Origin of the sequence: Streptomyces paromomycinus, from assembly GCF_003865155.1 — a bacterium.
GTDB lineage: Bacteria > Actinomycetota > Actinomycetes > Streptomycetales > Streptomycetaceae > Streptomyces > Streptomyces chrestomyceticus.
The window spans coordinates 9,320,091-9,339,020 of record NZ_BHZD01000001.1 but is presented as its reverse complement, the minus strand read 5'-3'; the positions used below and the strand labels follow the sequence as shown (position 1 = coordinate 9,339,020).

At 71.6% G+C, this 18,930-nt stretch carries 13 protein-coding genes; 4 read left to right on the top strand and 9 right to left on the bottom strand.

The window, feature by feature from the left end; all coding sequences use genetic code 11:
• Positions 1-191: 191 nt before the first annotated feature.
• Positions 192-1,373: a sulfatase gene (locus OEIGOIKO_RS39635; protein WP_125058111.1), complete on the top strand. Its 1,182-nt coding sequence runs from the start codon at positions 192-194 to the stop codon at positions 1,371-1,373.
• On the opposite strand, the gene OEIGOIKO_RS39630 is transcribed toward OEIGOIKO_RS39635, so the two are convergent.
• From OEIGOIKO_RS39630 to OEIGOIKO_RS39620, 3 genes are all read right to left on the bottom strand, one after another.
• Positions 1,343-2,767 (bottom strand): FAD/NAD(P)-binding protein, encoded by a 1,425-nt coding sequence (locus tag OEIGOIKO_RS39630; RefSeq protein ID WP_170251989.1) that lies wholly within the window; start codon positions 2,765-2,767, stop codon positions 1,343-1,345. The two genes, OEIGOIKO_RS39635 and OEIGOIKO_RS39630, sit on opposite strands and share 31 nt — an antisense overlap.
• Positions 2,764-3,789 carry a dimethylarginine dimethylaminohydrolase family protein gene (locus tag OEIGOIKO_RS39625; protein WP_246177882.1) on the bottom strand — a complete coding sequence of 342 codons (1,026 nt, stop codon included), beginning with the start codon at positions 3,787-3,789 and terminating at the stop codon, positions 2,764-2,766. Before OEIGOIKO_RS39625 ends, OEIGOIKO_RS39630 begins: the two co-directional genes overlap by 4 nt.
• A 75-nt stretch (positions 3,790-3,864) precedes the next feature.
• Positions 3,865-4,287, bottom strand: coding sequence for a DUF6027 family protein (locus tag OEIGOIKO_RS39620; RefSeq protein ID WP_246177881.1), 423 nt, complete (start codon positions 4,285-4,287; stop codon positions 3,865-3,867).
• Between the two features lie 247 nt (positions 4,288-4,534).
• On the opposite strand from OEIGOIKO_RS39620, the gene OEIGOIKO_RS39615 reads away from it, so the two are divergent.
• The gene (locus OEIGOIKO_RS39615) at positions 4,535-5,839 is read left to right on the top strand and encodes an MFS transporter (protein WP_170251988.1); all 1,305 of its coding nucleotides are present in this window, start codon (positions 4,535-4,537) and stop codon (positions 5,837-5,839) included.
• A 92-nt stretch (positions 5,840-5,931) separates the two neighbouring features.
• On the opposite strand, the gene OEIGOIKO_RS39610 is transcribed toward OEIGOIKO_RS39615, so the two are convergent.
• The 5 genes from OEIGOIKO_RS39610 to OEIGOIKO_RS39590 all read right to left on the bottom strand — a co-directional run bounded on the left by OEIGOIKO_RS39610 (position 5,932) and on the right by OEIGOIKO_RS39590 (position 15,386).
• Positions 5,932-8,490, bottom strand: a complete 2,559-nt coding sequence (locus OEIGOIKO_RS39610) for an AfsR/SARP family transcriptional regulator (RefSeq protein WP_170251987.1) — start codon at positions 8,488-8,490, stop codon at positions 5,932-5,934.
• Positions 8,491-8,945: 455 nt separating this feature from the next.
• On the bottom strand, positions 8,946-10,091 hold the full coding sequence (locus OEIGOIKO_RS39605) for an oxygenase MpaB family protein (RefSeq protein ID WP_246178271.1): 1,146 nt from the start codon (positions 10,089-10,091) through the stop codon (positions 8,946-8,948).
• Between the two features lie 181 nt (positions 10,092-10,272).
• A complete protein-coding gene (locus tag OEIGOIKO_RS39600; RefSeq protein WP_125058107.1) occupies positions 10,273-11,349 on the bottom strand; it encodes a polyprenyl synthetase family protein in 1,077 nt (358 codons plus the stop codon).
• Positions 11,342-11,713, bottom strand: coding sequence for a hypothetical protein (locus OEIGOIKO_RS39595; protein ID WP_218040040.1), 372 nt, complete (start codon positions 11,711-11,713; stop codon positions 11,342-11,344). The genes OEIGOIKO_RS39600 and OEIGOIKO_RS39595 overlap by 8 nt, the downstream gene beginning before the upstream one ends.
• Positions 11,714-12,041: 328 nt before the next feature.
• Positions 12,042-15,386, bottom strand: coding sequence for a BTAD domain-containing putative transcriptional regulator (locus OEIGOIKO_RS39590; RefSeq protein ID WP_125058106.1), 3,345 nt, complete (start codon positions 15,384-15,386; stop codon positions 12,042-12,044).
• 765 nt (positions 15,387-16,151) lie between these two features.
• Between OEIGOIKO_RS39590 and OEIGOIKO_RS39585 the strand changes: the two genes are divergently transcribed.
• Complete coding sequence (locus tag OEIGOIKO_RS39585; protein ID WP_125058105.1) at positions 16,152-16,883, top strand: helix-turn-helix transcriptional regulator; 732 nt, start codon at positions 16,152-16,154, stop codon at positions 16,881-16,883.
• Between the two features lie 16 nt (positions 16,884-16,899).
• On the top strand, positions 16,900-17,445 hold the full coding sequence (locus OEIGOIKO_RS39580; protein ID WP_246177880.1) for an NUDIX hydrolase: 546 nt from the start codon (positions 16,900-16,902) through the stop codon (positions 17,443-17,445).
• A gap of 58 nt (positions 17,446-17,503) precedes the next feature.
• On the opposite strand, the gene OEIGOIKO_RS39575 is transcribed toward OEIGOIKO_RS39580, so the two are convergent.
• Positions 17,504-18,754, bottom strand: coding sequence for an ATP-grasp domain-containing protein (locus tag OEIGOIKO_RS39575; protein WP_125058104.1), 1,251 nt, complete (start codon positions 18,752-18,754; stop codon positions 17,504-17,506).
• Positions 18,755-18,930 lie beyond the last annotated feature (176 nt).

Below are 18,930 nucleotides of genomic sequence, written 5' to 3'. Positions count from 1 at the left end.
AGAATCGGTCGAGCTGCGCAGTTCCTTCAAGGACACCAGGTGCAGGGAGTCTTCGGCCGGTCCGGGTTCACACACATTGCCGGGGTCTTGCAACAGCGACCTCCTCAGAAGTACTCCTCCAAGGTCGCCCACCAGTCTAGGCACGTTCAGTCAATAGCCGATCAACAGCGGATCTACGCGTAAGCGGAAGGATGCCGACCGTGACGAGTCTCGTGCTCATCTCCCTCGACACCGTTCGGGCGGACGTGGCCTACTCCGGGAAGATGCCCGGGATCGAAGCACTGCGCCGACGGGGTACGACCTTCCGGCAGGCCATCTCGTCCGCCCCCTTGACCCCGATCAGCCACGCCAGTGTGTTCACCGGCCTCCAGCCGGCCCGGCACGGCATCCGCCATCTGCTGCGCGAGCAACTGCGGCCGGACACGACGACGTTGGCGGAACGGCTGCAAGCGGCGGGGTACGCGACCGGCGCGGTGGTGTCCTGCCCGGGGCTGAACCGGTGGTACGGCATGGACCGCGGCTTCGGCCACTACGACGACGAGATCCCCCGGCTGCCCGACGGCAGTGACCCCCTCACCGTCAACGACGTCAAACTGCGCGGCCTGGCGCTCAAGCGCGCCCCGTTGGTGGCGGACCGCGCGGCGGCCTGGGCGGAACGCCAGGAGGGCCCCTTCTTCCTGTTCGCGCACTTCTTCGACGCCCACTGGCCGTACGAGCCGCCGGAGGACTTCTGCCCCGGTGCCGCCAACCCCTACGAGGGCGAGGTCGCGTACAGCGACCACTACCTCCAACTGCTCCTGCGCAGACTGGAGGAGGCCGGGCACCCGCTCGACGACCTGCTGGTCGTGTGCTTCTCCGACCACGGCGAGGACCTGGCCGGCTGGTATCCCAACGACCACTCCGGCGATCTCGGTCACCCCTACGAGGAGGGACACGGGTGCCTGCTGTTCGACACGACGCAGCACGTTCCGCTGATCGTCGGCGGGCCGGGCGTACCCCGGGGCCGTGAGATCACCGAGCAGGTCCGGCTGGTGGACATCGCTCCCACCGTCCTGGAGCTGCTGGGCCTGGACCCGTACAAGGACGGTCCCGACGGCCGCTCGCTCACCGAGTTCTTCGGTGAGCAGACGCCTGCGGCCCGGCCCGCCTACTCCGAGACGTACCACCCGGAGGAGCGGCGGTCGGACGGGCGCTTCCCCGGCCTGCTGCCTCTGGCGTCGGTCCGGCTGTGCGAGGGGGACAGCCGCCAGAAGGTCATCTGGCAGATCGGCGGCGACCGGGTCGAGCAGTACGATCTGGCCGCCGACCCCGACGAGCTGCACGGCAGCACCGTCTCCTCCCGTCAGGACGACGAGACCGGTCCTCCTTGGTGAAGGAGTTCCGCCGGCCCGGTGGCCGGTGAGCCGAGGATGTCGTCCGCGAGCTGAGCGGCCTGCGCGCGGATCTCCGGGATGGCGGTGGTCTCCCACTGCGAGCCGCGCCGCAGCGGCCCGATGGCCAACAAGGCCGGATCGGGCCGCCCGTCGCGGTCGAGCAGGCGGCCGCGGCGGTCCGTGGCCATACCCAGCCGCAGGGAGTCGGGTACGGCCAGTCCGTCCCGCAGCAACCAGGACAGCAGCGGATCGGCGGAACCGGTGATGTCCCGTCCGAACCCGGTGCAGTTGATCACCCAGTCGTAGCGCACGGGCACCGGCCCGGCGCCGACGTCGAGCCCGGCGACGACCCCGCGCGGGCAGGCGCGCAGATAGGCCGCCCGCCCCTTACGGGCCTTCAGCCGTCCCGAGCCCAACGCGCGGCCGAGCCGATGGGCGGTGGTGGGAGGCAGCCGGTGGCGATGCACATCCCAGTACGTACCGAAGCGCCCCAGGAAGTCCCGCTGGTCGTCGGCGTCGAGCCGGCCCCACAACTCGCCGGTGCAGGGCCGCAGCGCGTCGATGATCTCCCGCCAGCATTCCGGGCTCCGCCGCATCTCGGAGCGGACCGTGCTCACGAGCCGCGCCAAGGTGAGCCGGTCGTCCGCCAGCAGGGCGCCCACCACGTTCGGATGCCCGCCGTGCGAGCATCCGGCGCCGTGCGGCCGGGGCAGCAGCCCGTGCCGGGACACGGCGTCGACGCGTACGCCCACCGAGCCGCCGAGCAGGCTGAGCCCGATGTCCACCGCGGTGAGTCCGTTGCCCAGCAGCAGCACGGAGGAGTGGTCTGCCACCGCCGGGAGGCCGCTGTGCCAGGGAGAGCGTACGTACCGCGGTCCCGCCTGCGCCGAAGGGAACGGGTCGCGCCAGGTGGCCGCGTTCCCCATGGCGAACACGACCCGGTCCGCCGCCACACACCGGCCGTCGGACAGCGCCACCACCGGCCGCGGAAGGCCGGGAAGCACCCGGCGCGCGCGGCGGCGCACGTGCCACAACTGCCCGGTCCCCGCCGTGCGCTCCCGGGTCTCGCGCAGTGTGTCGGCCAGGTAGGCGCCGTACGTACCGCGAGGCGGGTAGTGGCCGGAGGGCGTGTCCGGGTCCCGGCGCCGCAGCCAGGCGACGAGGTGTCCGGGGTCGTGGGCCCAGGCGCCGGAGCGTTCCATCGGGGTGTTCATCAGGTGCCGGGGATCGGGCGACGCGTAGGCCGTGCCGCGGCCCAGCTCGTCGGACGGCTCGATCAGCGAGATCCGTACCGGGCGGCGCGACGCCGCGCTCGCCTCCAGCAGGTGGACGCAGGCCAGGGTTCCGCTGGCCCCGCCGCCGATGACGGCCACCGAGACCGCGTCCCGGTTCACGGTTTCCTCCCGGCCGGCGCGCCGGCGTCGTCCCGCAGCAGGATGCCGGTGAGACAGCCGAGCGCCCCCGCGGCCTTCACGTACTCCCCCACCTCCACGGTGTCCACGTGCAGGCCGGCCGCCTCCAGGCGCCGCCGGGTGTCCGGACAGCCGGCGGGCATCAGCACGACGCCCGGCGCGAGCGTGACCAGGTTCATCGCCCGCCTGTGCACCACCTCGTCCGCCGCCGGGAGTTCGATCACCTCGTATCCGTGCTCGTGCAGCAGGGCGCGCAGCTCGGCGGTGGCCGCCGCCGCGCGCAGCAGTACGCGGCGGCGGTCGACGAAGACCAGGGAACCGAGGAGGTGCTGCACCCCGGGGCCGAGCGGTACGACGACGGTCCGCACGCCTTGGCGTGCCAGTTCGTCGCCGACGACCGCCGCGCCCTCCGGGTTGGTGCGGAAGCCGCAGCCCACCACGACCGTGTCCTCCCCCAGCCACAGGGCGTCCGCGCCCTCGAAGGTGGCGGTGCCGGCCGGGGTTCTCAGCAGGGGGACGCCCAGGGCGGCCAGGGCGACGGCCGCGAACCGCTCCTCGCCCGCCCGCTGCGCGGAGGCGGGACGGCCCAGCACCACGCCCTGCGGTGTCGCGAGGAAGAGGTCCCGCATGAAGATCAGGTTGGGCCCCGCGTGCGCGGGCGGCCGGACGAGGTGGACGGTCACGCCGTGCCGGAGGTACGCCTCGGCCACCGCGTCCGCCTGCGCCCGTATCCGTCCCAGGTCCACCCTGGCGGACATCAGGTGGCCGCCGGGCGCGTCACCGGCCCGCGCCAGGCTGTCCGGCGGACGGGCGAGCACCACCTCCCGCAGCGGGGCCACCTCCGACCGGTAACCGCACCGGTGCCACAGCGTTCCCGCCGCCACTTCCTCGTGATGCGCCGCGGTGCGCGGCACCCAGCCGGCACCGCCCAAGTCGCTCGGCGCGGCATGGCGCATGGCCTGGCGCAGCGCGGTCGTGCCACCGTGTCGACCGGTCCGTTCCACTCAGCCCTCCAACCTTCGTCGGCCCTGAAAACGCGGGGGTGGTACGGCGCTCGGGCCCCTCCGGGGCTGCCGCTGTCAGTCGCGTTGCGGCGGATACACCGTGGGGTCGTCCAGCGGGAGCTTCAACCACGAGATCATCTGGCGGAGTTGGTGGTACGCCTGGAGGCGTGCCTCGTCGTCGTCCTTCTCCTCCGCCGCCGCGATCGGCTCCCACAGCCGGGGCACCATCACCGGTCCGATCTCCAGCAGGCCGCCGCTGCCTCCCGTGGCCCACCGGGCGAGCACGTACCGCACGATGGCGCCGACGGGGATGTCCAGGTTGCGGGACATGCCGCGCACCGTCTCCAGCGGGTCGAGCAGTCCGTAGGCGACGACGTCCGACTTGAAGTTCGCATGCCGGTCGTCCGGGTCCCAGGTGCCTTTCCAACGACGCAGACATATTACTTCCGAACCGTCGTCCACAGTCCAGATGTCAGGCGTTTCCGGATCAGCGTTCATGCAACTCTCCCTGGCCCGTGGACATTTCCTGGATTAAGCCACGGCCGGCCGGTCGTCGGCAAGGGTGCCCGGGGCTCTCTGGACAACCGTCCGGAAACCGGGGTAAAACCGGTAGCACGCGCCGCAACAGCTCCACCATCCGAATGAACAGGCAAGCCCCGACAGCTGGTCCCGGATTTTCCCCGGGCCCCGGCTTTCCGGCCGGCGACCGCGCCCGCACGCCGTATTGTTCCCGGAAGGAGTTTCCTTGAATGCTTCGCCGGCCACCACCGAGCCGAAGTCCGCAGTAGCCCGGAGAAGCGGCTCCACGACCCGGCGGGTCCTCCTGGCGAGCACTGTCGGAAGCGCCATCGAATGGTACGACTTCTACCTCTACTCGACGGCCTCCGTACTGATCATCGGGCCGTTGTTCTTCCCCGGGAGTTCCCCGACGGCGACCGTGCTGGCCACCTTCGCGACCTACGCGGCCGGGTTCGTGGCCCGGCCACTGGGCGGCGTGATCATCGGCCACTTCGGGGACCGCGTCGGCCGCAAGAACATGCTGGCGCTCACCCTTCTCGTGATGGGCCTCGCCACGTTCCTGGTCGGCGTTCTGCCGACGTACGAGCAGGCCGGAATCCTGGCGCCCGCGTTACTGGTCACCCTGCGGATTCTGCAAGGCATCGGCATCGGCGGGGAGTGGGGCGGCGCCGTACTCATGAGCGCGGAGTACGCTCCGCCGGGACGCAAAGGCCTGTGGACCGCCTTTCCCGCGGCCGGTTTTCCGCTGGGGCTGCTGGGCAGCACCGCCGTGATCGAGCTGGTGCTCCGGATGCCGGAGCCACAGCTCCGCGCCTGGGGCTGGCGCCTGCCGTTCCTCGCCTCGATCGCCCTGGTGGCCCTGGGTGTGGTCGTACGGCGGAAGGTGGCGGAGTCCCCGGAATACGTGCGGGCGAAAAGGACGACGGCCGTGTCGGCGCTGCCGGTACGGGACGTACTGCGGCACACCCCCGGAAAGGTGGTGCGCGGCGCCCTGGCCGCACTCGGTCTCGCCGTGATCGTCAGTACCTTCACCGTCCAGCTCTTCACCGCCGCCTCCGCCGGACAGCAGCACACCGCCCGCTCGGTACTGCTGCTGGGACTCGCGGCCGGCGCGTTGGCCGAAGCGCTGATGCTGCCGGCGTTCGGGGCACTGTCCGACCGGTGGGGCCGCCGCCCGGTCATTCTGTCCGGATACGCAATCTGCGCACTCCTGGCGGTTCCCGCGCCTTACTGGCTGGCTTCGGGAGAGCCGTGGCTGGTCATCATGACCTTCGTCCTCGCGATGGGGGCCGGCCATGCCGCGGTGTACGGTGCCTTCGCCTCCTTCCTGGTCGAGATGTTCCCCGTCCAGCAGCGCTATTCGGCGCTGGCCGTGACTTATCAGCTCGGCGCGACGATTGCCAGCTTCAGTCCGCTGGTGGCCACCGCCGTCGCCGGATCGGAAAGGGCCACTCTTCCCGGAATACTCATCATGATCGGCTGTTTGGCTCTCGCGTCCGCGGCGGTGGCCAGTTCCCGGCCGGAAACCTGAGCCGGAACACCGGGACCGGAACGGGGAGTGGCGCTGGGACTGGGACTGGGACTGCCCCAGTAGTACGGCGTCGGAACCTTCCGTTCCATGGCTCAGCACAAACCGCAGGCGTGCCCGGGAACATTCTCCACGGCGTGCCATCGCTCCGGCGCCTCGTCCTGGTCGGGCGGCGCCTCGTCCGCCCATCCGGCCAAGGCCCGGCACAGCGCCGCATTGATGGCGGAGGTCGCCTCCCCGGAAAGGTGCCCCCACCGCTTGGCCATGGCCGCGGCTTTCTCGTAGTGCGTCACGGCCTCGTCGAAACGCCGCTGAGCGCGTGCCAGCATGCCGAGTCCGTGCAGCGCCTGCCGCACGATGAACGGGTCCTGTCCCTGACGGGCGGAGCTGATCGCCAGGCCCGCGTACTTCCGCGCCTCGGCCGGCCACCCCGTCTGGAATGCGGTGACCGCGTACAGGAACTGGGCCCGCCCCAGCGTGCGCGGCTCATTGCGTTTCGCGGCGGCGCGCACCAGCGGAGGTACCGCGGCCCGCAGCCGCTCGTCCCCCACGGCCCCGGCGAACGGCGACACGGCGATCAGCAGATCCACGGCACGCGGCAGCAGGTCCTCCGCCGCCCCCGCCGGGCGGCGTGCCGCCTGCAGAGCCGCGCCGGATATCGTGGGAACCTCGCTGCGGACCCACTCCCGTGCCTGCCGGAAGTCGGGAAAGGACATCCCCACGGTGGCCCTCAGACGAAAGGCGTCCTGCACGGGATCGCCGGGCGCCGCCAGGGCGAACGCGTTGCACGCCGTGGCCAGCAGGTGTTCCAGCAGCCCCCGGAGGGCACGGTCCGACTCGGCCTGGTCGTACCGGCCGAGCCGCGCGGTGGCCACGGAGCGGGCCACGTACCGTACCCGGTACCGTCCGGGCCCGGACGAACCCAGCAGCGAGTCCGCTCTGAGGGCCTCCAGGACGCGCTCCGCCGTGGGTTCGTCCACCATCAGCACGGCCGCGGCGCTGCGCACCGTGAAGTCCGGGACGCCCGTGGCCGTCAGCCTGCCCAGCGGCGCGAGCTGATCGGGCATCAGGTGCCGGGGGCCTTGGCCGGCCGGCCCGTCCAGCGCAGCGGTGCCCATGCCGGTGCCTGTATCGATGCCAGCGCCAGCGCCTGTGCCTGTGCCTGTGCCGTCGATACGGCCGCGATCCTGTGTCAGCGAAGTGAGCAGTACCTTGACGCTCCACTCGGGGTGGGCGGCGAGCCGCCCGGCCGCGACGCGCAGGGGAAAGGGGAGCCGGTCGCACGCCTCGGCCAGGCGCCGCGCGTCCCCTGGTTCCGCGGCCGTCCGGGCACGGCCCAGCGCCTTCTCCAGCAGCGCGACGGCCTCGTCAAGGGTGAGCCTTCCCAGACACACCTGGGCCGACAAGGGGAGGCCGGGCAAGCTCGACCTCGCACTGACGATGACACCGCACCGGGCGCTCCCCGGCATCAGGTCCCGTAGCTGCTCCGTGTCCCGCGCGTCGTCCAGCACCAGCAGGACCCGCCGCTCGTCCAGCATCGAACGGAAGAGGTCGCGGCGTTCGTCCCGGGAGTCGGGTACGACCTGCGGCGGCACTCCCATGGACAGCAGGAACCCGGCCAGGACGGCGGACGGATCGGCGGGCACCTTGGCGACGCCGCGGAGGTCGGCGTACAGCTGCCCGTCCGGAAAGGCGTACTTCACCTGGTGGGCCGCGTGCAGGGCCAGCGCGGTCTTGCCGACGCCCGCCACTCCCGCAATGCCCACGGTGGCGGGTGCGGTCCGCGCCGGGTCCGTCAGTGCCGCACACAGGTGGGACACCTCCGCCTCCCTGCCGACGAACCCGACGTCGTCCGAAGGGAGTTGGGCGGGCGGCGGCACCCGGAATCTCCTCGACCCGACCGGGACCAGGAGATCCGCCCGACGGTCCTGCTTGCCGTCCGGGCCACCGTGCAGCAGCTCCGTAGGAGGCGTACCGCTGAGAATGTGCTGCTGCAATGACGTGAGTTCGGAACCGGGATCGATCCCCTGCTCTTCCAGCAGAAGTTTCCGCACGTCATGGTAGACGTCCAGGGCCTCGGTCTGCCGCCCCACTCCGTACAAAGCTCGCATGAGCAAACATCGGAACCGTTCGTTCAGCGGATAGGCCCCCACCAGATCGGTCAGCTCCGGTACGACGAGCCGGTCCCGCCCGGACTCCAGCGCCAGGTCGTAGTGCTCCTCCAGCGCAGCGATCCGCAGCTCTTCGAGCCGGGCCCGCTGCCGCGCGGCGAACGGGCCCGGCACACCGCTCAGCGGCTCACCCCGCCACAGGTCCAGGCACGCCGACAGCAACCGTCCGGCCTCCTGCGCACGGCCCGCCCTGCGCTGCTCGACGGCCCGCTTCATCAGGGACTGGGCGCTTCCGGCGTCCACCGCGGAAGGGGCCGTGGGCAGCCGGTAGCCGTCGCCGGCCGATTGCAGCACGGACGAGTCCGCCGCCTCCAGCGGATCAAGGAGCTTGCGGAGCCGCCAGACATAGGTACGGATCGTCGTCACGGCCCGCTTCGGTGGCTGAAAACCCCACACGGCTTCGATCAGCCCGCTCATCGGCACGGCCTTACCGCCGCTCAGCAACAGGCCCACCAGCACCGCCTGTTGCTGAGGTGGTCCCACCGGCACCCCGACACCGTCCCGGTAGGCACAGAGAGGCCCGAGAACTTTGAACCGTAACTCATCCGCCATGGTTCGTCCTGTGGTGTCGGTACCGGAGGGGGAGCACAGCGTCACCGCAACAAGAAGAGTTAAAGGTAATGCGAAAGTGTTTGCCCGACCAGAACGAAAGCTTCAAACCTCACAGATCCAGCCGTGTCCGCACCCGCCGGCCCCGCCTCCTCCCTGGCCGCAGAACGCTCACGGCCAGCACCGTAACGCCCCCGTCCCGCCCGTTCCCGGGTCCTGCCGGGCGGTTCACCGACACTCCTCGGCCACCCCGGACGGCCGCCGTCACCGCGACACGCCGGGAGCCTCCCCGCTCCCGACGTCCGGTTGCGATCGTCAGGTGTGTCGGCGAGCGGGGCGGCGGGAACGCTTTCAGGTCAGGGCTTCAAAGGCTTCTCACCGTGCGCTTCTCAGTTCGCGCCCACCGAGGTCGGAGCGGGCGGCACCCAGCGCTGGTTACGCGCCTGCTGCGACCGCAGCCCGTAGTCGGGCTTGAGCTCCTCGGGAATGGCGTACTGCATCACCCGGCCGCGGGTCAGCGAGGCGAGTTCGAAGCCGGAGAGCAGGCTGCCCGCCTTGTCCAGGGCCCACTCCCCCAGCGGGCTGCTGTCCTCGACGGCCTCCAGCATGCCGAGGATCACGGGCACGGCCTTGGCCGCCGTGTCCCACGGGCTGCGGGGGATCTGGAGCCAGCCGGCGATGGTGTCGCCCACGAGGAAGCGGACCGTGGCCGGGACGATCGGGTCGAACAGGGTGCCGGGGACCACGTCCTCGTACATCCGCATCAGCTGGTTGTTCAGCCGTACGCCCTCCTCCGAGGGCCCCAGGTTGCGCAGGAGGTAGAGATCGGCGTAGGCCCGCGCCTCGGTGAGGTTGTCCGGCGCCGCCATGTCGCAGCCCAGGATGGAGCCGACGACGCGCCAGGCGTAGTAGTACGCCTCCGCGCCCTCCTGGCTCATGTGGATGCCGAGGCGGTGCATCGCGTCCAGGACGAGGATCGAGAAGCAGATCTGTCCGCCGATCATGTCTTCCTGGCAGAGCGGCATCCCGTCCCGCTCGCTGTCCCAGCGCCCGGACCTGGTCAGATGGTGACGCACCGCGGCGTGCAGCAGGCGCACTTTCTGGGCGGCCGGGATGAACTTGCTGCCCTCCTCGAAGGCGTTGGTCTGCATCAGGTACGTGACGAACTGCCCGGTGTTCGCCATCCGGCGCGACGGGTAGTCCATGGAGTGCGTGGAGGCCAGCAGCTTGGCCACGCGCGGGACGGCGTACGTGGTCGGCATGGCGGCGAAGGACAGGCCGGTGTTGATGTGCGCGGCGTTGTCCATGAAGAACAGCCGTGCCCGCTCCATGATGTCCCAGTCGATCCATGCCGGGGGCATGCCGGTCGCTTCCAGGTAGGACGCCGCCGACTGCGGCAGGCCGTCCGGCAGTTTGTGTCCGGTGGTGGTGAAGAAGCGCATGAGGGTGTTGAAGTCCGACACCTCTCCCCGCTCGAACATGGCCGCCACGGTCTCGTCGGCGAGCGGGTCGCCTTGGGTACGCAGCTGGTCCAGCGTCGCTTCGGTGTAGCGCGGGGTGGCCTCGGAGGTCCCGGTGGTCTCGGTAGCACCGGTGGGCCCGGTGGTTTTAGCGGTCCCGGTGGTCTTTGCAGTCCCGGCTGTCCCAACGATCCCGGAGATCCCAGAGATGCCCTTGCTCTCAGCGGTCACTATTTCCTCATCTCTCTCGTTGCCCTCACAGGGACCGGTCTGCCGCCGAAGCCGCCAAGGCGCTGAGCACCGAGCGCGCGTCCGCCGGCAGCGCCACGGAGTCCAGCGCGGCGCGGGCCCGCGCGATCCGTTCCTCGATCATGTCCTCGACGCGCTGCCGCGCACCGCAGTGCTCCATCAGCTCCCGTACGAGCGCCGCACCGGCCTCGTCCAGGCTCGGGCCGGCCGCCAAGGTCTCGGCCAGCAGCTTCCCGTCATCCGGGGAGAGCAGCGAGCCGGTCAGCGCGAGCAGCGCGGTGGGCTTCCTGTCCCGCAGGTCGTCCAGGCGGGACTTCCCCGTCCGGCCCGGGTCGCCGAAGGTGCCCAGCAGGTCGTCGCGGAGCTGGAACGCTTCGCCCAGCGGCAGCCCGTAGCCGGTGAAAGCGGCGAGTACGTCCCGCGAGGCGCCGCCGAGCGTGGCGCCCATGTGCAGCGGCCGCTCCACGGTGTACTTGGCCGTCTTGTACCGGGCGATCTCCAAGGATTCGGCGACACCGGACGGGCCGCCGCCGGTACGCAGGACTTCCAGGCACTCCCCTGCGACGGTCTCCCGCAGCAGCGTGGACCACAGGGGCACCGTCCGTGCCACATAGGCGCCGGGGAGGCCGCAGGTCGCGAAGACCTTGCCCGCATACCCCATCAGCAGGTCGCCCAGCATCATCGCGAGCGCGGCGGAACGGTCCTGACGGTGCCCGCCGGGCTGCTCGTGCGCGTCCCCCCAGGTACGGACACCACCGGCGGCGAAGGCGACGTGCGCCGTCGGCAGGCCGTGGCGCAGCCGGCTGTCGTCGATGATGTCGTCGTGGGTGCACGCGGCCGCGTGCACCAGCTCCATGGCGGCCGCGGCCCTGATCACGCCGTCGCAGTCCGGCTGTCCGGAGGCCCGCCAGCCCCAGTAGAGGAAGGCGGCGCGCAGTCGCTTCCCGCTCGTCAGCGCGCTGCGCAGCTGCGCGCAGAGCGGAGCGAGTTCGCCCGACAGGCGCAGCAGCTCGGCTTCTTCCTCGTCGGCCAGCCGGCACAGGTGCGCGTCGATGCGCTGCTTGAACCCCGCCGCGTCATGCATGGGCGGCCGGCCCGGACGCCTCGGCCTCCCCGGCCCGCTTCACCGCCCGGCTCGCCATCACCTCCAGGTAGTTCTCGGTGTCCGGCGCGGCACGACGGGACGCCAGTTCACCGCGGGTACGCAGGTCGTCCACCCCGTCGGCGATGAGCTCCCGCAGATCGGAACGGCGCAGCAGCTGCTGCCCCTGGTCCGCGGCGTGCCGCAGCCGTTCGAGCACGACATCCGCGAGGCCCACGGCGAGGAGGGCCACGTTCTCCAGTCCGGCGGTGGGCCGCAGGCCGAACGGGCCGGCGCCCGCGGGATCGTCGGTACTGACGGACTCGGTGCCCGCGGGATCGTCGGTACCGACGGACTCGGTACCCACGGACTCTGCACCTGCGGAATCGGTTCCCTTTTCCTGCTCCGGCATCTCCGGTACTCCCTTGCTCCCGTTCCGATGTGATCTTCCGATCACTCAGGAGCTTCCAGTGAACCGATCCGCCCGGCCGAAGACCGCCGTTCCCGCTCCCCACCCCTCGCCCGTGGTCCACAATTCCTACGATGGAGTGACGATCACCCCATCATGGGGACAATGACGGCCTTGATCCCGTACAGCACGTCCGGTGCCACCCCGCACTCGAAGGCTCCGTGCCCCGACGCAGCAGGGTCAGGAGAAGCCGAGCACCAGCCGTCCCCGCGAGGCGCCCGCCCCCTCACCCACCCGAAACCGCCTCCGCCGCCGTACGCCCCAGCAACGTGTGCAGGAGCCTGGTGGCCGGCAGGGAGGAGTGGAGGTAGACGTGTTCGTTGCGGTGTTCCACGGCGGTCAGGAGGGCTCGGAAGGTGGCTTCTGCTTCCTCGGTGCGGCCGGCGTGTTGTTGGGCCTGGCCCAGCAGGCCCAGGTGGAGCGGGTGGCGCAAGTAGGTTTTGCTGGTGCGCAGTTCGGTGAGGGAAGTGTGCATGAGGGTGAGGCCGTCGTCCTCCTGGCCCGAGTGGGTCAGGCCCCAGCCCTTCAGTACGCCCAGCTGTGCTTTCCAGTAGAGCAGTCCGTGTTCGCCTGCCAGCCGTACGCCTTCCGCGCCCGAGGAGCGGGCCGTCGCCGCGTCGCCTTCCCAGGCGGCCACCACCGCGTCCACGTACAGCGCGAAGCACCGGTCCGAGGGGCGGCTCTCGAACTTGGTCAGGCGCAGCAGCTCCCGTCGGCGTGTTCCGGCGGTGCGGCGGTTGCCCAGCAGCCAGTGGGTGAAGGCGTTGTAGGAGCGGCAGGAGATGCGCGGATCGTGCTGGAAGGTGCGGGCCAGGGCGTGGCCCTCCCTGGCGAAACGATCCGCCATGGCGACCGCGTACTCCAGCTCGCTCAGCGCCTCGGACAGCCGGCCCCGTACGTGCAGCACGATCCCCTCGCCGTACGCCGCGCCCAGGCAGCCCACCGGCGCACCGGTGGTCTCCCGCATTTCCCGTAGCAGGCCGGAGAACTGCCGCGAGTCCTCGTAGCGGCCGGTGACCAGGTACGCCGCGCACAGCGCCCACAGGACCGAGGGGTCCTCCGGGGCGTGGGTGACCGCGCTCAGCGCCCGGCCGTGGGTCAGTTCCGACTCGGCCTCCGGATGGCCGTAGCCGCGTGTGGTCGCCAGTACCTGGCCGAGCTGGATACGCAGTTGCTGCTCCAGACGCACTGCCGACGGGTCGTCGGGGCAGAGCATTCCCACCAGGTGCAGTGCCCGGCGCAGCCACATCTCCACCTGCTCGTAGGCCCATTGCTGTTCGGCCTGTTCGGCGGCGCGCAGCAGTCTGGGGAGGGCACGTTCGACGGGGACGGCGTCCTTGGCCTGCCACGAGTGGTCGGCGACCCGTTCGATCTCTTCCCGCCCGGCCCGTCCCCGCGCGCACAGCGCCTCGGCGACCCGGGCGTGCAGCCGCTGCCGGTCCTCGGAGGGAAGCTCCTCGATGAGGGCTTCCCGTACCAGGGCGTGGGCGAAGTGCAGCCGGCCCGGGTGGTGCGGGTCCTCGGCGAGGAGGCCCGCGCGGATCGCCGTCTCCAGCGCGGCGGGGACCGGTTCGTCGGCCGGTACGGAGCGTCTGAGCAGGTCGGTGTCGACCTCGGTGCCGATGACGGCGCACCCCCGCAGGACGCGCAGCACCGGTTCGGGCAGGGCGTCGAACCGCTGGTGCAGCGCGTCCCGCACACCGGTCGGTACGCGGGCGAGGAGCACGGCGACCGCGTCGGACCGGTGCAGGCTGCGCGCGTCCCCGAGGAGCGAGAGGAGTTGCATGACGAAGTACGGGTTGCCCTCGCTCCGCCGGTGCAGCACCTCCACGACCTCCGGGTCCACGCCGGGACCGGCCTGGGCGTCCACCAGCGCGGCGACGGCCCGCCGGGACAGTCCGCCCAGCCGCAGGGTCTCCGTCCGCGGCCCGCGCAGGACTTCGGACAGGGTGCGGCGGAGCGCGTCGTCCGACTCGGCCTCGAACTCGCGGGCGGTCAGCACGATGCCGAGCGGCTGGCCCGGCCGGCGGGTGCTCAGCAGTCTGAGCAGTTCCAGCGAGGCGGTGTCCGCCCACTGCAGGTCTTCCAGGAACAGGACGAACGGGCGCTGCCGGGCCAGCGTGAGCAGGACCTCGGACACCGCGTCGTGGGTGAGAAAACGTGCCTGGCCCCAGTCGGATTCCGCACCGGGCCGGTCCGGGTCGGTGCCCGCCGGGCGTTCGGGCAGGAGCGGGGTGAGCAGGGCGCCGAAGGGCTGGGCGACCCGGGAGAACGCGTCGGCGCGGGTGAGGGCGAGCCGCCGCAGGACCTGGGTCCACAGCCAGTAGGGCGGGACCCCCTCGCCGGGGAAGCAGTGGCCCCACACCACTTCGGGGCCGCCGTCCGCTTCGAAGCGCGCGGCGAGTTCGAGGAGCAGCCGGGTCTTGCCGACGCCGGCCGGGCCGAGGACGGCGGCCACCGGGCCGTGACCGACCAATGCGCTCGACGCGGCGGTCGTGAGGCGGTGCAGTTCCTGGCTGCGTCCGGTGAACGGGGACGGGGCCGCGGCGGCGCCGACGGGTTCCTCGCGCCGTTCGGGCGCCTGGGGTGTGCCGGTGCGGCCGTCGGCCGTCGCGCCGTGCCCGCGTTCCTCGGTCTCCGTGTGTCCGGCCGGATGAGCCGGCCGGTCCGCCTCCGCGGGCTCCGCCCCGGGGCCGCGGAGCGTACTGGCCGTCTCGGGGCCGCGAAGCGTGCTTCCCGTCTCCGGGCTGCCGGGCGTACCCGCCGCCTCGTGCGGCGGCGGTGCCTTTCCCACCCAGTCCGGGCGATGGGCAGGCGGGCCCTCCAGGCCGGCGCCGTGCGCCTCCGGGTCCTGGCGGAGGATCGCCGTCCGCACCCGGCGGAGTTCGGAGGTGGTGCCGACCCCGAAGTCCTCGGCGAGGTGGTGGCGGGTCCGTTCGTACACCTCCAGCGCCTCCGCCTGGCGGCCCAGCCGCGACAGCGCCGTCATCAGATGGCCGACCAGGCGCTCCCGCGCGGGGTGCCGGCGGGCCTCGGCTTCGAGGCCCGCCGCCACCTCCTCGGCCGCCCCCAGGGCCAACTGGGCCTCCGCGGAGGACTCCACCGCGGTGAGCCGGAGCTGTTCCAGCCGGTTCGTCTCGTCGTTCAGCGAGGGATGCGCGTCGAACTCCGCGTACGGCGAGCCGTGCCACAGGCCGAGTGCGGTGGTGAGCCGGTCGCGGGCGCCGCCCGGGTCACCGGCTTCGAGCAGGCGCCGCCCGTCGGTGACCAGGTGCTCGAAGCGGAAGACGTCGATCTCCTGCGGGTCCAGCTCCAGTACGTACCCCGGCGAGCGGTGGCGCAGGAGCGGTACGCGCTCGGGAGCGGCCGCGGGGTCGAGGGCGCGGCGCAGGTGCGAGACATAGCTCTGCAGCGTGGCGACCGCGTGGCGCGGCGGCTCCTGGCCCCACAGCTCCTCGACGAGCAGTTCGGTGGGCACCACCCGGCCCAGGCGGACGAGTAACAGCGCGAGAAGTGCCCGCTGGCGCGGCGGTCCGAGCGGCCGGTCGCGCCCCTCGTGCCGTACGGACATGGTGCCCAGAACGCTCAGCCGGGGAACGTCGGCACCATCGCTCCGTAAAGGACTCGCTATGGGTGGTTCGGGCATCTCGTTCTCAATCGTTCGCGCACCGGGCGGCGCTTGAAAAGAGGGCCGGCACCTCGCGGCCGGCCTCAAATCGGATCTTGGCACAGAAAAAGACATCCTCCAAGATCGACGACGGGTCTCCGGCAAGTGAATGACAAGCGAACAGCAAGGAACACACAGGGATTCCGGCAGCGGCACGGCGCCCGTCTCAAGATGCCGACAAGGAACCGCCAACATCCCGACCAGTCTGTCGCAAGGAACGTGCCGCACGATGACCGGCGCAGAAACCGTGGGTGAGCAAGCGGAGGAGTGCCTTCCTCCGGCCGGCTCCTGACGGAACTTCCACGGACCGCAGTCGGCACGAGGGGAAGGCGAGCAATGCAGCCAACAACAGCCGGGGCAGCCCCGACGTGAGAGCGCTCACGCGGCGGGCCCACCGGCCTTCGCGTACGCCACGCCGCGGGTCGCCGCGCCGCATTCCTCCCGGGACACGACGTCCCGCCCATGAGCAGCTCGACAAGGAACGGAGCCCGTCCGGGGTGTCACCACACCGTCCGGACGACCCTCACCAGGGCCCGCCCACGGCGCGGCCGTGCAAGGTACGGAAGGCAAGACACGATGCAACAAACGCTCCCCTCGGGCTCGCCGGCACCGTCGCGCAGCGGTGCCCGGCCAGACCCGGAATCGCCCGCACGCCGGCCGGCCCGCCCGATGGCCGTCCCGCCGCCCGACGGCCGGCCGCCCCGGGTCGCCGGTGCGCCCCACCTCACGGCGCTGCGGCCCCCCACCGACCGGGGCGGCCGGCCCGCCGGCACGGAGCGGAGCACGGACCCGGTGAGCGTGGTCGTGCTGGCGGACGACCCGATCACCCTCGACGGCACGGTCGCCTTCCTGCGGAGCAATCCGCTGATCTCGGTCGTCGGCGACGACCGGCTGACGGAGGCGGACGTCGTCCTGATCCTGGTGTCGCCCGAAGGGACCGACGAGGCGCTCGCCCGGCTGGGGCGGCGGGACGCCTGGCAACGGCCGTCCCAGCGGCTGATCCTGGTCGCGGACTCCGTGTCGGAGTACCAGCTGATGCGGGCCGTGGCCCACGGTCTGACGGACGTACTGCCGCGCGCCCAGAGTGATCTGGGCGCGATCGCGGACGCCGTCTGCGACCGCCGGCAGCGCACCGGGGTGGCCGATTCGCTGGTCACGCTGCTGCACCACCTCCAGCGCGACATATTGGAGCCGCACCGGCTGAACGCGGCCGGCTTCGACGCCCGGGAGATGAGCATCCTGCGGATGCTGGCCGACGGCTGGAGCACCGGCGAGGTGGCCAAGGAACTCGGGTACTCCGAGCGCACCATCAAGAACGCGATCCATACGATGCTGGCCAGGCTGGGACTGCGCAACCGCACACACGCCGTTGCCCATGCCATCCGTTCCGGCACGGTCTGAGAGGAAGCTGAACCGAGTGGTGGAAGAAATCGTGGCCCTCTACGCCGAGGGTGATCTGAGCGGACGGGTCGTCGGCTCGGCACCCCGGAGCAAGATGCGCGCCGAGAACCTGCCGCACTGCGCGACGCAGGTGCTGCTGCGCGACCCGGAGGGCCGGGTGTACGTGCATCGCCGTACCGACACCAAGGACGTCTACCCGGGCATGCACGACGCCTGGGCGGGGGGTGTGGTGGCCGCCGGGGAGGACCCGGACGAGACCGCCGAGCGGGAGGTGACGGAGGAACTCGGCGTCCGCGGCTGCCCGGTGCGCCCCTGCTTCCGTTACTGGTTCGCGGACGCGCACGCCAACTATCTGGCCTGCGTGTATGTGGCCGAGTACGACCCGGACCTGCACGGCCCGGTGGTGCACCAGGCGAGCGAGGTCGCCGAGGGCTGGTGGATGACCTGGGAGGAGCTGACGGCGCGCCTGGCCGACCCGGAGTGGCCGTTCGTGCCGGACGGCCGGGCCGGGCTGGAGCGGTACGCCCGGTATCTGGAGGAGCAGCCGGCGGCGCACGGCTGACGGGAACCGACCGGCCCGGCGCGGTGCCACTGCGGCACCGCGCCGGGCCGTGCGGCCCCTACGCCGGTTCGGGGGCCGTGGGAATGCTGATGCGCTCGGCCAGTGCCGCGAGTCTGGACATGACCTGTGCCTCGGTGTCGCCGCGCACCGAGACGATGGCCGCCGCGTCGCTGTACCTGGTCGGCGGGGCGAGCAGGTCGCCCTCCCCCACCAGGATCTGCGCTTCGGTGATCCAGGGTTCGTCGGGCACCACCGGGGTGCGCAGGACCCGGCCGGGCTCGGCGTACAGCGCCGTGAAGCCGGTCAGGTGGGAGTCGGGGGCCGGTACGTGCGGCACGCTGCCGTCCAGCTGGGCCCGCAGCATGACCTCGTCGAGGTTGGCCCCGGTACGTGACCGGAAGCCGGCGAGGATGCCTCCTCCCCCGGCCCGCGCCGCGATCTCGCAGAACACGGGGCCCGAGGGGGACATGAAGACCTCGTGGTGCGCCACTCCGGTGAAGCCCGGGTACGCGGCGAGCACGGCCCGGTCGAACGCGAGCAGCGCGTCGAGCAGCGGGCCGTCGGGCACGGCGACGTCGCGGCAGGGCTCCAGCCGCCGGTACGACATGGTGCTGTCCACGTACCGGCCGGCCACCGCCGCCGTGACCTGCGAGTCCTGCACCACGCTGTCGACGTGGTACAGCTGCCCGTCGATGAACTCCTCGACCTCGAACTCCGCCAGCCGGCCGGCGTGTTCCCGTACGAACCGGTCGAGCCCGGCGATGTCGTCCAGCAGGTGGATCTCGCTGGAACCGGCGCCGAGCCGCGGCTTGACGACCACGCGGTGGTACTTGTCCAGCAGCGTCAGCGCGGCCTCCCGGGAGAACGGGGCGAAGTCCGGTACCGCGATGCCGTGGTCGCGCAGGTGCTCCTTCATCAGCACCTTGTCGCGGAAGAGCAGCGCCTGCTCGACGCGCTGACCGGGGATGCCCAGCTCTTCGCGCAGTTCGGCGGCGGGCAGCAGGAAGCGTTCGGTGACCGCCACCAGGCGGGCCGCCGGCCGGCCGCCCCAGCGGTGCTGGAAGCGGACCGCTTCGGCGAACGGCGCGGGCTCGGCACCGGGCACCCCGACGACGGACGCCAGCTCGTCACCCACCGCCTCACCGGTCCGCTCCAGTGCGGTGACCAGCCGTACCTCCCAGCGGTCCGTGGGCAGGAAGGGGCGGCCGTCCGGGCCTCGGTACGAGGAATAGCCGAGGCGGTCGAGCAGAATGACCGGCTGCTTTTCCTGATGCGACGCCGGCGCATTCCCGATGATTTGCGATGTCATTGCACAACCTTTTCGGCTCGCTGCCCTGTCGTGTTGACCGGTTGCCCAAAAGCCGTGTGCCCGTGCCGGGAACAACGTTGTCGGAGCAACGCGGTCCGGGACCTGTCCCGGGGGCTCGGCGGACTCTCGTCGATATCCGGTACCGGCGTCGGCCGGGGGGTCGTCGGCTGCTGTGC

What these genes read in the sequence shown, in the direction of transcription:
- OEIGOIKO_RS39575 (WP_125058104.1), bottom strand. Translation starts at nt 18,754, where the DNA reads ATGACATCGCAAATCATCGGGAATGCGCCGGCGTCGCATCAGGAAAAG.
- OEIGOIKO_RS39590 (WP_125058106.1), bottom strand. Translation starts at nt 15,386, where the DNA reads ATGTCCGTACGGCACGAGGGGCGCGACCGGCCGCTCGGACCGCCGCGC.
- OEIGOIKO_RS39620 (WP_246177881.1), bottom strand. Translation starts at nt 4,287, where the DNA reads ATGAACGCTGATCCGGAAACGCCTGACATCTGGACTGTGGACGACGGT.
- OEIGOIKO_RS39635 (WP_125058111.1), top strand. Translation starts at nt 192, where the DNA reads ATGCCGACCGTGACGAGTCTCGTGCTCATCTCCCTCGACACCGTTCGG.
- OEIGOIKO_RS39600 (WP_125058107.1), bottom strand. Translation starts at nt 11,349, where the DNA reads ATGCATGACGCGGCGGGGTTCAAGCAGCGCATCGACGCGCACCTGTGC.
- OEIGOIKO_RS39585 (WP_125058105.1), top strand. Translation starts at nt 16,152, where the DNA reads ATGGCCGTCCCGCCGCCCGACGGCCGGCCGCCCCGGGTCGCCGGTGCG.